Origin of the sequence: Ahrensia marina, assembly GCF_001293565.1 — a bacterium.
Classification (GTDB): Bacteria; Pseudomonadota; Alphaproteobacteria; order Rhizobiales; family Rhizobiaceae; genus Ahrensia; species Ahrensia marina.
Map to the genome: position 1 here is coordinate 316,813 of NZ_JXMU01000001.1, position 12,663 is coordinate 329,475.

The 12,663-nt window shown below is 51.0% G+C and carries 11 protein-coding genes; 1 reads left to right on the forward strand and 10 read right to left on the reverse strand.

Annotation, left to right across the window (positions count from 1 at the left end; all coding sequences use genetic code 11):
• Positions 1-47: 47 nt before the first annotated feature.
• On the reverse strand, positions 48-1,994 hold the full coding sequence (locus SU32_RS01480; RefSeq protein WP_053997531.1) for an OmpA family protein: 1,947 nt from the start codon (positions 1,992-1,994) through the stop codon (positions 48-50).
• 243 nt (positions 1,995-2,237) lie between these two features.
• Here SU32_RS01480 and ychF point away from each other — a divergent pair, with 243 nt between their 5' ends.
• On the forward strand, positions 2,238-3,341 hold the full coding sequence (gene ychF / locus SU32_RS01485) for a redox-regulated ATPase YchF (protein ID WP_053997532.1): 1,104 nt from the start codon (positions 2,238-2,240) through the stop codon (positions 3,339-3,341).
• Between the two features lie 16 nt (positions 3,342-3,357).
• Here the strand turns inward: ychF and SU32_RS01490 are convergent, their stop codons facing one another.
• The 9 genes from SU32_RS01490 to SU32_RS01530 form a co-directional block, all read right to left on the reverse strand.
• Positions 3,358-4,047, reverse strand: coding sequence for a DUF599 domain-containing protein (locus SU32_RS01490; RefSeq protein ID WP_053997533.1), 690 nt, complete (start codon positions 4,045-4,047; stop codon positions 3,358-3,360).
• A 96-nt stretch (positions 4,048-4,143) separates the two neighbouring features.
• Positions 4,144-4,683, reverse strand: coding sequence for an adenine phosphoribosyltransferase (locus SU32_RS01495; protein ID WP_053997534.1), 540 nt, complete (start codon positions 4,681-4,683; stop codon positions 4,144-4,146).
• Positions 4,684-4,774: 91 nt separating this feature from the next.
• Entirely contained in the window at positions 4,775-5,626 is an 852-nt protein-coding gene (locus SU32_RS01500; protein WP_053997535.1) for a cytochrome c1, read from the reverse strand.
• Positions 5,627-5,651: 25 nt separating this feature from the next.
• Positions 5,652-6,968 (reverse strand): cytochrome b, encoded by a 1,317-nt coding sequence (locus SU32_RS01505; RefSeq protein WP_053997536.1) that lies wholly within the window; start codon positions 6,966-6,968, stop codon positions 5,652-5,654.
• A 12-nt stretch (positions 6,969-6,980) separates the two neighbouring features.
• Positions 6,981-7,535 carry a ubiquinol-cytochrome c reductase iron-sulfur subunit gene (petA, locus tag SU32_RS01510; protein WP_053997537.1) on the reverse strand — a complete coding sequence of 185 codons (555 nt, stop codon included), beginning with the start codon at positions 7,533-7,535 and terminating at the stop codon, positions 6,981-6,983.
• Between the two features lie 161 nt (positions 7,536-7,696).
• Complete coding sequence (locus SU32_RS01515) at positions 7,697-9,601, reverse strand: ABC transporter ATP-binding protein (RefSeq protein ID WP_082376302.1); 1,905 nt, start codon at positions 9,599-9,601, stop codon at positions 7,697-7,699.
• Between the two features lie 66 nt (positions 9,602-9,667).
• Positions 9,668-11,524 (reverse strand): ABC transporter ATP-binding protein, encoded by a 1,857-nt coding sequence (locus SU32_RS01520; protein WP_053997538.1) that lies wholly within the window; start codon positions 11,522-11,524, stop codon positions 9,668-9,670.
• Between the two features lie 9 nt (positions 11,525-11,533).
• Positions 11,534-11,845, reverse strand: a complete 312-nt coding sequence (locus SU32_RS01525) for a hypothetical protein (RefSeq protein WP_053997539.1) — start codon at positions 11,843-11,845, stop codon at positions 11,534-11,536.
• A gap of 358 nt (positions 11,846-12,203) precedes the next feature.
• Positions 12,204-12,593 carry a VOC family protein gene (locus SU32_RS01530; RefSeq protein WP_082376306.1) on the reverse strand — a complete coding sequence of 130 codons (390 nt, stop codon included), beginning with the start codon at positions 12,591-12,593 and terminating at the stop codon, positions 12,204-12,206.
• Between the last annotated feature and the right edge of the window lie 70 nt (positions 12,594-12,663).

Genomic DNA, 12,663 nt, shown 5'->3' on the forward strand with positions numbered 1-12,663 from the left:
AGCCGGACGCAGAAGCGCCCGGCCAATTTCTTGCTGTTATTTCCTGCTTATTTTGAAGCAGTCAGCAACGGTGTAATGTTGCGGATTGCAACACGGCGGTTGCGTGGCTCATCACCTTGAGAGTCGATCTTCAAGTCAGACTCACCATAGCCCTCAACAACAAAGTTTTCCGGCGGCAGGCCGTAATTTGTTGTCAGAATACGGGCAACGGTTTCCGCGCGGCGGTCAGACAGCGCAAGGTTATACACCTCACCGCCAACCGCATCTGTGTGGCCTTCAATCAGGAACACAGCTGTCGGGTCTTCATTGATAACATCGGCGATTGCCAATGCGGCCTTTTCCAGCAGAGGAACCTGACTCTGACGGACAGTCGCACTGCCGGTATCAAACTGGATGTTGTCCAGATCAACGCGGCGGACAATATCGCGCAGGCGCTCGGATGAGCGAACTTCGCGCAATGTATAGCGCTGGCGAACCTCATCGACAGGCGGCGCGAAGAATGTCTCACGCAAACGCTCACGGTTCGCATCCTCTGCGGCGACAACATACAGCCCCTGGTCGATCGTCACGTTAAGAGGCGGTAATTCACTCTCATAGTCGACATATTCGACATTGCGGCGGTCAAGGCTGTCAATCAGAACAACGACACTACCGTCACGGCGAACACGCTCACGGCGCAGAATATCACCGTTTGGCGCACGTGTCGTAATGATCTGAACGCCATTCGGACGTGTCATTGTTTCGCGGCTCAAGCCATTATCGAGTTCTTCATAGTCAACCCGAACGCCATCGCGGCGCAGCAATGCGTTTTCATCTTTGCGCACGAAATACTCGCCATTGCGCTCGATGATCACGCGGTCGCCTTGGTCTTCAACCAGTTTACCGCCAAGAAGCGGCACAAGCGCACCGACTGCGACGCCGACAGCGGCTGCACCGATTAACTCGTTACGGCGCTTGCGGGCATCGTCGCGGCGCTGCTGCTCGGCTTGCTCAAGCGCTGCCTTTTCTTGCTCGGAAACATCTTCAGGCAGCACGGTTGCAGGCGCTTCTTTCGCCTCCTGAATGATTTGCTCGACAGGTTCGGCTTCGGCGGCAGGTTCTTTTACCTCAACCTTGCCCTCGGCTTCCGCTGATGCTTCAGCTTCTGTTGATTGCTCTGCAGCAGGCTTTTCTTCACTTGTTGATTGTTCTTCGCTTGCTGGTGGCTCTTCGCTTGAAGGAGCTGCTGGCTGAGCCTCTTGCGTCTGCTCAGTGGCTGCTGGCTGCTCGTCCGTTTGCTCTGCTGGCGCTTCTTCAGCAGGCTGCTGCTCTGCTTCACCTTCTTCCATTGCAGGTTCACTAGGCGCAGCTTCTTCTGTCTCAGCCTCAGTTTCAGCAGGTGCCTCTTCCTGAGTCTCAACTTCCGCTTCTGCTTCTGCCTCTACCTCAGCTTCACTTTCCACTTCGGCTTCTTGTTCTTGCTCTTGTGTTTCAGCTTCAGGTGCAGGTTCTTGCGCAGCATCAGCTTCAGCGGCTGGCTCTTCTGCTTGTTCTTCAGCAGGCGCTTGTTCTTCGACAGTTACCTCAGCGTCCGTTTCTTGTTCTACAGCTGCCTCTGGCTCAGGTGCAGCTTCTTCTGCGGCCGGTTCCTGTGATTGAGATGCTGGAGGTGCCTCAGCTTCAGGCGCTGGTGCTTCAACTTCCGGCTCGGGGACCGGTGTTTGTGCGGCCTTGGCGGCGTCAAAGTCTGCTTGCGCTTGATCGACACGCGCTTGGGCGGCGTCAAAGGCTGCCTGTGCAGCTTCAACGCCTTCGCCGGATTCTTTTGCAGCCGCAAGAGCCGCAGTCGCTTCATTAAGCTGCGCAATCGCATCATTTAGAATTTGCGCGGCTTCAGCGCCTTGAGCGACATTAATTGCCACTTCCTGATTTTGCGGCGCGGCCATAGAGGCCATAGCGGGTTGAAATGAGATCATAAGGGCCGTTGTGGCCATCAATGTTTTTCTTAAAATCATAATTCACACTTTCTTATTCGGCCCTAAGCCCGTTTTTTTGCAGACTTAAAGGCAGTGAGCGTGATAGGTCACGCGAGTCCCTTCGCGGCCTAAACGTATGGCACACCATTGAGTTCCCAATGAGGCAGGGTACAAATAATCCGTCTTGGCAAAGCAACGCCGTTTAAACGCATAAATCCTTGACGTGGCAGGGTCGTTTCATGCAAAGCCTGCACAACAAATTTTATTGAAGGATGTCCGATCATGGGCTTTAAATGCGGCATCGTTGGATTGCCAAATGTTGGCAAATCCACGCTTTTCAACGCACTGACCAAAACAGCGGCAGCACAGGCGGCCAACTACCCGTTTTGCACAATCGAACCCAATACCGGTGAAGTTGCAGTCCCTGATGCGCGTCTGTTCGATATTGCAAAAATTGCAACGTCAAAAGAAATTGTGCCAACGCGCATCAATTTCGTCGATATTGCCGGTCTCGTGCGCGGCGCCTCTCAAGGCGAAGGCTTGGGCAACCAGTTTCTTGCCAATATCCGTGAAGTCGATGCAATCGTGCATGTGCTGCGCTGCTTTGAAGACGATGACATCACCCATGTCGAAGGAAAGATCGACCCTGTTTCAGATGCTGAAACAGTGGAAACCGAGCTTATGCTTTCCGACCTTGAAAGTCTGGAGCGCCGCATCACGCAAATGCGCAAGCGCGCAACCGGCAACGACAAGGAAGCCAAATTGCTGCTTCCGATGATGGAAGATGCGCTTAAATTGCTGCAAGATTCAAAGCCGGTCCGCCTTCTGCTGGACGGCATTGCAGCCGAAGATCTGAAAATCCTCAAATCACTGAATCTATTGACCTCAAAACCGGTTCTTTATGTGTGCAATGTGGCTGAGGATCACGCCGCTGAAGGCAACGAGCATAGTGCTGCCGTTGAGAAAATGGCAGCCGAGCAAGGTGCGCGTAGCGTGCTGATTTCTGCCGCCATCGAAGCGGAAATCGCACAATTGGACGACGAAGAAGCCAAAGAATATATGGAAACGATGGGCCTTGAAGAACCCGGTCTCGACCGGCTTATTCGTGAGGGCTACACCCTTTTGAACCTGATTACTTTCTTTACTGCCGGCCCTAAAGAAGCCCGTGCATGGACAGTGAAAAAAGGGTCCAAAGCACCGCAGGCAGCAGGTGAAATCCATACCGATTTCGAAAAAGGCTTTATCCGTGCGCAAACAATCGCCTTTGACGATTATATCTCACTGGGCGGTGAAACGGCCGCCAAGGAAGCAGGCAAGGCACGCGACGAAGGTAAGGAATATGTCGTCCACGATGGCGATGTCATGTTGTTCAAGTTCAACGTTTAATAGCCAGCGCCAGCTATTACTCACTGTCTTTAAGAACGCGCCGCGCGGCTGAAAAATAGTTGCGGCGCGTCAAAACGGCAATCACAAACAATGTGGAGCCAAACAGCATCCATGGATTGATAAACCAGCCAAGATAAGCCAGCGCGAAAAAGATGCCGCGCAGCCCGGCGGTAAAATGACGGCTGGCAATAATGTTCATTTCAGCAGCTTCCAGCGCTGCCTTTTTCCTGACGTCAAGCGACGCATGTTCCACCATCGGCACGCTGCCAATCAGGATAGAGCAATAGTTGAAAAGTCTATGCGCCCAGCCAAATTTGAAAAACGAATAAACAAATATAACTGTCAGGCCGAACACTTTAAGTTCAAAAAGCTGCCGCGAGATTTCACTGCCGACCGGTAAATCACGGTAAATCTGCAATACCTGATCGGTGGCACCTAAAAGCGCAAAACAGCCGCCGATGGCCAGAATACTCGCCGATCCGAAATAGGCCGCACCATTTTGCAAACTCTGCATAATTTGCGTGTCTATCATCCGCAAATCACGGCTGGCCATTTCCAGCATCCACTCGCGCCGCCTCCGTGCCATAAGCATGGACAGAGAGTGATTGCGCAGGAATGAATGGTCATTCACAACTTCAAAAAACAGCCAGGCAAAAGCGAAAAAGCCAAACGCAATCCAGTCCATTTGTGAGAGCGAGAACATCATCAATATTTATTGACAGATTTTTGCACCTCTGGACAGATCGTATTATACCTTTTTCGGCGCCAATAAGCGCGGGAACGCGAAATCAAAGCGATCTGCTCAGTGGCCTTCATACTCAATCAATGTCCGCACCGGCACACCCAGTGCCTCGATTTTCTTGCGCCCGCCAAGTTCCGGCAAATCGATCACGAAACATGCCGCAACCACGTCTGCGCCCATTTGCTGCAAAAGCTTTGTCGCAGCTTCGGCAGTACCGCCTGTTGCAATCAGATCATCGACCAGAATGACCTTCTGACCGGGTTTGACCGCATCGCGGTGCATTTCCATCTCGTCAACGCCATATTCAAGGCTATAGGCAATCTGCACTTTATCGTAAGGCAACTTGCCCTTTTTGCGGATCGGAATGAAACCGGCGGACAATTGGTGCGCCATAGCACCGCCCAGTATAAAGCCGCGGGCTTCGATACCGGCGATCTGGTCCATCTTTGTACCGACATAGGGATGAACAAGCGCGTCGACCGCCAGACGAAAAGCTTTGGCATCACCCAGCATTGTTGTGATGTCACGAAACATGATGCCCGGCTTCGGGTAATCAGGAATATCGCGAATGGAGTCTTTGAGGATTTCAATCAAATTCATAACAGTTCCCAATCAAGTCCCGCTTTTGTGGGCCAAATCAATGACAAAGAAAAGGGCGCCGCAGCGCCCTCATAATACCGTCTATAAAAGCTTAGTGCTCTAGCTTGGCATAAATCTGCTTCTTTGTCAGATACAGGAACACTGCAAAGATAAGAAGGAAAATAATCACTTTAAAACCAAGTGACTTGCGCTCTTCCATCTTTGGCTCTGCTGCCCACATCATAAAGGCAGTAACGTCTTTAGACATCTGCTCAACAGTTGCCGGTGTGCCGTCGTCATAGGAAATAATATCTTCTGACAATGGTGGTGCCATCGCAAGAGATTTACCGGCAATGAAGTAAGGGTTGTAATGTGTGCCCTCAGGAACCTCGACACCTTCCGGTGCTTCACCGTCTTCAGGATAACCTGTCAGCAGTGAGTAGATGTAATCCGGACCGTTTTCGGCATATTGCGTAAAGACGTCAAAAACGAATGTCGGAAAACCGCGCTCAACCGCACGTGCTTTTGCCAAAAGCGAGAAGTCCGGCGGGTAAGCACCGCCATTGGCGGCAATCGATGCTTCACGGTTCGGATAAGGACCGGTGAAATAGTCTGCCGGTGTCCCCGGACGTGTGAACATTTCGCCGTCCGCATTTGGACCGTCGGTAATGTCATATTCAGAAGCGATCGTTTTGATCTGGCCTTCCGAATAGCCCAAATCTTCCAATGAACGGAAAGCAACGCGGTTCATTGAATGACAGGCCGCGCAAACCTCACGATAAACTTTGAAGCCGCGCTGTAGCTGGCCCTTGTCATATGTGCCGAAAGGGCCGGCAAATGACCAATCCTGTTCACGTGGTTTCTTAATCGGGTATTCGGCAGCAAAGGCACCGGTCGCCGCAACTGACAGGCCGAGCGTTGCAGCCACAACGATAGCACTGATTTTTGCAAACATAGTTTTCATATTTCTATTCCAGTTTCTCTTTGCTTCAGGCTTTGTTGTCAGGTGATGCAGTGGCACCGGAAACTTGAGTTACACCGCCATTTTTCTTCGATGACTTCGCAAGTACAGCTTCTGTAATCGAGTTTGGCACACGGCGCGGTGTTTCAATAAGACCGAGCAGCGGCAAAATCACAAGGAAGAAACCGAAGTAGTAGAGCGTCGAAATCTGAGCAAGGAAAGTATAGATGCCTTCCGCAGGTTTCGCACCAAGCCATCCCAAGAAGATTGCGTTGACCACGAAAATCCAGAAGAACACTTTGTACCAAGGACGGTAAACAGCAGAGCGTACTTTCGATGTGTCCAGCCAAGGCATCACGAACAAAACCGCGATTGAGCCGAACATCGCCAGAACACCGAGAAGTTTGGATGTCAAAGGACCAATGTCGAATGTGACCGCACGCAAGATCGCATAGAACGGCAGGAAGTACCACTCAGGAACAATGTAAGCCGGTGTCACCAGTGAGTTTGCTTCAATGTAGTTATCCGCATGGCCAAGGAAATTCGGCATGTAGAAAACGAAATAAGCAAAGAACAGGAAGAACACGATCAGTGCGAACGCATCTTTGATGGTCGCAAACGGTGTGAACGGAACCGAGTCAGTCTTGGACTTGATTTCAACACCTGTCGGGTTTGTCTGACCGGTAACGTGAAGCGCCCAAACGTGGAGAACCACAACACCTGCAATCATGAATGGCAATAGATAATGCAGTGAAAAGAAGCGGTTCAAAGTCGGGTTATCAACGGCAAAACCACCCAAAAGAAGTTGCTGGATCGGCTCACCCACAACAGGGAAAGCTGTAAAGAAGCCGGTGATCACAGTCGCACCCCAGAAAGACATCTGTCCCCAAGGAAGAACGTAACCCATAAATGCTGTCGCCATCATCAGCAGGAAGATGATACAGCCCAAAATCCAGAGCAATTCGCGTGGCTCTTTATATGAGCCGTAATACATACCGCGGAAAATGTGTAAAAACACAGCGGCAAAGAAGAATGATGCGCCGTTAGCGTGCATATAGCGCAAGAGCCAACCATTATTCACGTCGCGCATGATATGCTCGACCGATGTAAACGCGCCAGCCGTTGAACCGTTATAATGCATAGCCAGCACAACGCCGGTCAAAATCTGCAAAACCAGCATAATCGAAAGCATACCGCCAAATGTGTAGGCATAGTTCAGATTGCGCGGAACAGGATAGGCAACGAATGAATCATACATAAGGCGCGGCAAAGGCAGACGCGCGTCCATCCATTTTCCAAGGCCCGTTGTAGGCTGGTAAGTACCATGATGTTCTATAGTGCTCATGTGCTCTTGCTCCTACGCCTGGTCTGTGCCGATCACGAGGTTCGTCGCGCTCGTGAAGACATATGGTGGAAGTGGAAGGTTTGTCGCTGCAGGACCGCGCAAGATGCGGCCGGTCATATCAAACACAGAGCCGTGACATGGGCAGTACCAGCCTTCCGGCTTTGTATCGACAACCTTCGGCACACAGCCAAGGTGTGTACAGTTAGCAGAAACAATAACCCAGTCTTTGACTTCTTCACCGCCAAGGCGCGTGTCGATAGGTGCAAATTCTTTCATGTCGCCTTCGCCAAGTGCATCGGCAGCAGCGATTTCATCTTCGGTAAGGCGACGCACAAAGTAAGGCTTGCCACGCCACGTAACAGTGATCGCCTGACCCGGCTCAACTGCTTCAAGGTTGACATCAATCGGCTGGCCGGCGGCCAAGACGGCAGCATCCGGTCTCATTTGGTCAATAAATGGCCAAGCAACAGAAGCCGCGCCTATTACACCCAACATACCGGTTGCAACATAAATAAAGTCGCGCCGTGTTGGCAGTTCTTCGTGTTCGGTTGTCGTCGTGTCACTCACGTCAGACGTCCTTTCCTGCAAAAAAATTCGCTGACCTCCGCAAGACACACTTGTGGCGGGTCAATTTGTGGCTTCATTATGGCTAAATCGGGCGATTGTCCAGAGCCGACCCCCATATGATGGCACTATGTCGCGGTAGTTTTTAGTACTATTAACAAGGTTTAGCCTGCTGTTTCATCAACAGCAATCAATCCGCCGGATTGACGCGCCCAAAGACGGGCATATAGCCCCTCTTCTTCTCTTAAAAGCGCGTCATGCGTGCCCCTTTGGACAATTTGCCCCGCATCAAGCACGATAAGGCGGTCCATTTGTGAAATAGTGGACAGCCTGTGCGCGATTGCCAAAACAGTTTTGCCCTGCATGAGCCTGCCCAAATTTTCCTGAATGACGGCCTCGATTTCAGAATCAAGCGCAGAAGTTGCTTCATCCAAAATCAGAACGGGCGCATCTTTCAGCATGACACGCGCAATAGCGATTCGCTGCCGCTGACCGCCGGAAAGCTTGATGCCGCGCTCTCCCACATGGGCGTTAAAGCCTTTTCGCCCTTTTGGATCGCGGGCATCCAGAATAAATTCATAGGCTTTAGCGCGGTGCGCCGCCTCTTCGATTTGTCCGCGTGTGGCACCATCATGACCATAAGCAATGTTATCGGCGAGCGAGCGGTGAAGCAGCGCCGGATCCTGACTGACAACTCCGAACTGCGAACGCAAACTGGCCTGCGTGACATCCTGTATGTCATGATCGTCAATCAGTATGCGCCCTGATTCAGGCTCGAACAGCCGCAGCAAAAGCGAAATGAGCGTTGATTTACCGGCCCCTGACGGCCCGACGATGCCAACTTTTTCACCGGCCTTGATTTCAAGATCAAGCGTGCGGAACAAAGTCGTGCCGGATTTATCATAGTTGAAGTTCACATCTTCAAAGCGGATGCGCCCTTTAACCGGCGGCAAAACCAACGCATTGGGTTTGTCCGTAATTTTCGGCTCGACAGAAATGGTTTCAACAGCGTCCTGAACCGTCGAATATGCGCGGATAAGACCGTTGATATTAAACATCATCCAACCCGACATCTGGTTGAGCCGGAATACCAGCCCCATCGTCGCAGCAATGGCGCCAGTGGTAATAGCACCGTTCATCCAGCCGGTAACGGCAATCACGCCGACAGCACTCATCATGAAGCCGTTGAGTATCGCCACCGCCATGCGCACAAGAGTGATAACGCGGGTTAAATGTGTCACGGCCCCGAGATAGTTACCGATGGCATTTTTAACATCTGAATGTTCGCGGTCACCGGTATCAAACAGTTTGACCGTCAGAATATTGGTAAAAATATCAACCAAACGCCCGTTAAGAACAGCGTTTTCATTGGCGTTGTTTTTGCCTGCCGCACGCAGACGGGGCAGCAGATAGCGCACGATAAGCACATATCCGGCAAACCAGACCGCAACAACAAGGCCCATACGCGCATCAAGCGTCGACAAAACCGCCGTCGTCAAAAGAATGAATGTGATAAAGGACCAGAGGCTTTGCAGTGTGGTAACAATAAAATCACCGACAGACTGACCCGCTTGCAAAATTTTAGTCGCAATACGTCCGGCAAAATCATCTTGGTAAAATGCGTATGGCTGCTGGATCACGCGCCGGAATGACTGCCAGCGCACCATGGTATAAAACCGCGGTACAATAACCTGCTGCTCGATAATCGCCGCGACAATCATCACCGCCGCCCTGACAACCAATACCAGAACGAGCATCGCCGCCAGCTCAAACCCGTGATCCTCCAGCAATTGTGCAGGCGAGGAATTATCCAGAATATCGATCAGATAACCGACGCCCCAGTAAAGCGCGGTTTCAACAGCGCCAACCAGAGCACCTACGATAAGCAAAAGAACAAACGGTCCCTTTGCCTGACCCGCAAAATAACCGATAAACCCCCATGCCGTTTGCGGCAGAACTTTCCGGTCCGTATCTTCGAACGGCTCGATGAAGCGCTCGAAACGGTTCCACACCGGATGATCCGCATTGTGGAATTTGGGGTCCGGCTCGGTTCTGGTGTGGCGGGGCAAATTATAACCTTGTCAAAATTTGAAAGTCTCGCCCCGAAAACCCGGGACGAGTATTCTTATCGCGGATTACTCCGCTGCAACGCTTTCGTCCAGCCCAAGAAAGCCGCCTGACTGACGGGCCCAAAGTTGCGCATACAAACCATCGGCAACAGAAAGCTCATCATGCGTACCTTCTTCAATCACAGCGCCTTCATCCAGAACGACAAGCCGGTCAAGGCTGGCAATCGTTGAAAGCCGGTGGGCAATCGCAATCACCGTTTTGCCTTCCATCAATGCATTCAGACTTTCCTGAATGGCTGATTCCACTTCCGAATCGAGCGCTGACGTTGCTTCATCCAACACCAGAATCGGGGCGTTTTTCACAAACACACGGGCAATCGCGATACGTTGGCGCTGACCGCCGGACAGTTTCACACCGCGTTCACCCACATGCGCATCATAGCCAGTGCGTCCCTGAAGATCGACAAGATCGAGAATGTAGTCATGCGCATTGGCACGTTTTGCCGCCTCGATAATTTCATCTTCCGTCGCATCAGGCCGGCCATAGGCAATGTTGTCACGAATTGAACGGTGCAGAAGTGAGGTGTCCTGCGTCACCACACCGATCTGCTTGCGCAGACTTTCCTGACTGACATCAGCAATGTTCTGACCGTCAATGCGCACAGCGCCGCCTTCAAGGTCATAGAGGCGCAGCAGCACATTCATCAGCGTTGATTTACCGGCACCTGACCGGCCGACAAGACCGATCTTTTCACCCGATGCAACCGAAAGGCTCAGTGCATCAATCACGCCGCCATCCTTGCCGTAGTTGAACTTGATCTTGTCAAATTCAATCGCACCACCGGTGACAGTCAGAGCTTTGGCGTTAGGTTTGTCATTAACGTCGATAGGTTTGGACAGCATTTTCATGCCGTCCTCTGCCATACCGATATTCTCAAACAGCCCTGCAAGTTCCCACATCACCCAATGCGAGAGGCCTTCAAGCCGCATCACCAGACCGACACCAACAGCAATTGCGCCGACAGTTGCATTGCCTGCCTGCCAAGAGAACAGCCCGACAGCACCAACCGCAAAAAGCAGCAGTGAGTTGGAAAGATCCAGACTGATGTTCAACTTTGATGCCAATCGCATCTGCGGATGAACCGTGCCCAGAAATTCGTTCATGGACGCTTTGGCATAGTCCTGCTCTCCACTATTATGGGCAAACAGCTTGACCGTCATAATGTTTGTGTAGCTGTCCACGATGCGGCCCGTCATTGTAGAACGCGCATTGGATTGCAGCTCTGAAATATGACGCATTTTCGGCAGGAAATAAGCCAGCAGCACGACATAAAAACAAAGCCATCCGATGAATGGCAACATCATCGCAAGGTCGAGACTGCCGACAAGCACCAGCGTGCCGCCAAAATAGACAACAACATACACAAAGACATCAATTATCTTTGCAACAGTCTCACGCACACCCAATGCAGTTTGCATGACTTTAGTTGCCACACGCCCTGCAAATTCATCCTGATAAAAGCCGAAGCTTTGGCCCAGCATATAACGATGTGCCCGCCAGCGTATCCGCATCGGAAAATTACCGAAAATCGTTTGATGCATAAGCATTGTATGGAGCGCGCCAAGCACGGGTATGACAACAACGACAATGGCGCCCATCCAGAAAAGCGGCCAGAACTCATCGCGGAAAAATGTCTCCCGGTTGGCGCTGGCCAGCCAGTCAACAATTTCACCGAGAAAGCCGAATATAACGACCTGCATGACGGCGATAACCGCTGTCAAAATCGAGATGAGAATCAGCCACGGCCAAACCCCTTGCGTGTAATGCAAACAAAAGGCCAGCAAACGGTTTGGCGGCTGCTGAGGTGCATCTTTCGGAAACGGATCGACCCGCTTTTCAAACCAGTTAAATAGAGTGTTCATTTGGGCACCTTAATAATACAAGCATGGTCGAAAAGGCGTAGGCACAAGGCCCTTTTCCACTTTTTCAAAAAAATGCTGCCTTTCCAACAAGCACAAATCCGGTTCGGCTGTGCGCTTTAACATATCTGCCTGAAAGCTCTTGCGCGCTTCCGGCTCGGGAATTGAGTAATAGATACTGACACCAAGCGCGGTAAGCAGCATCAGTAAAGCTAAGAACGTTTTAAATTGACCTGAGCCACCACTTTCAAACGAAAACTGGGGTGAAGGAAGCTTCTTCTCAGAAGGGACGTGTAGAAACACTAAATCTTGAACAATAGACATGACCGTAAATCCGTTTGGAAACAAACCGGCGGTCAAACATCAAATTGAAGAGCTAAAACCGCGCGTTAAAGAAAAACCACATGATCGCAGCGACGATGTGCTGCGTGAGGAAAATCGCCAGATGAGGTGGGCGTATGGATGATAGTGATATTCATAGAACCCTCCTTTTGGCTCGCGTTACGGTGCATGTCTGATACTCCCCTCTTTTTACTTTCTCAAGTCACAAGATGATGACAAAAGGATACAAATGTGAAAGTGCGACAAATTGGCAACAATGACATCTCCTGCCAAAGTTCGCTCACCATAGATGGTCCCCTCTTACTTGATCATAGGCAGATACAGCCATTCACCGATGGCTTTAATCATAGCTCACAACCTCGAACTCGATGCCATTTTCATCATCGAAATAAAAACGCTGGCCCGGTTCGTAATCAGCATGGTTGTACGGCTCATATCCCAGTGCCTTCACTTTCTTTTCAACAGCGGCCAGATCAATGACGACAATACCGACATGGTTGAGGTGACCCGCCCGCATCTTATTGATGTCCGCAACACCCGCGCCTTCGGCTGGCGAGTAAACAGCCAGATAATTGTCGTCACCGCCGACATGAATACTCAAACCGCCATTCAGCGCCGGCCCCTGCCACCTGATTTTCCAGCCAAACAATTTACACAGCATCGCAGCGGTTTCATTCGCATCGGGAACAGTAAAATTTACGTGCTCTAAAGTAGCTTGATTTTCTGACACAATTTATTCCTTTCATTGTTCATGATTACAAACTACTTTCTCAAGTGAACTTGAGATCAAGAGGTTTTTT

Coding starts and splice junctions, on each gene's coding strand:
- SU32_RS01480 (WP_053997531.1), bottom strand. CDS start 1,994: ATGATTTTAAGAAAAACATTGATGGCCACAACGGCCCTTATGATCTCA.
- ychF (WP_053997532.1), top strand. CDS start 2,238: ATGGGCTTTAAATGCGGCATCGTTGGATTGCCAAATGTTGGCAAATCC.
- SU32_RS01490 (WP_053997533.1), bottom strand. CDS start 4,047: ATGATGTTCTCGCTCTCACAAATGGACTGGATTGCGTTTGGCTTTTTC.
- SU32_RS01495 (WP_053997534.1), bottom strand. CDS start 4,683: ATGAATTTGATTGAAATCCTCAAAGACTCCATTCGCGATATTCCTGAT.
- SU32_RS01500 (WP_053997535.1), bottom strand. CDS start 5,626: ATGAAAACTATGTTTGCAAAAATCAGTGCTATCGTTGTGGCTGCAACG.
- SU32_RS01505 (WP_053997536.1), bottom strand. CDS start 6,968: ATGAGCACTATAGAACATCATGGTACTTACCAGCCTACAACGGGCCTT.
- SU32_RS01520 (WP_053997538.1), bottom strand. CDS start 11,524: ATGAACACTCTATTTAACTGGTTTGAAAAGCGGGTCGATCCGTTTCCG.
- SU32_RS01525 (WP_053997539.1), bottom strand. CDS start 11,845: ATGTCTATTGTTCAAGATTTAGTGTTTCTACACGTCCCTTCTGAGAAG.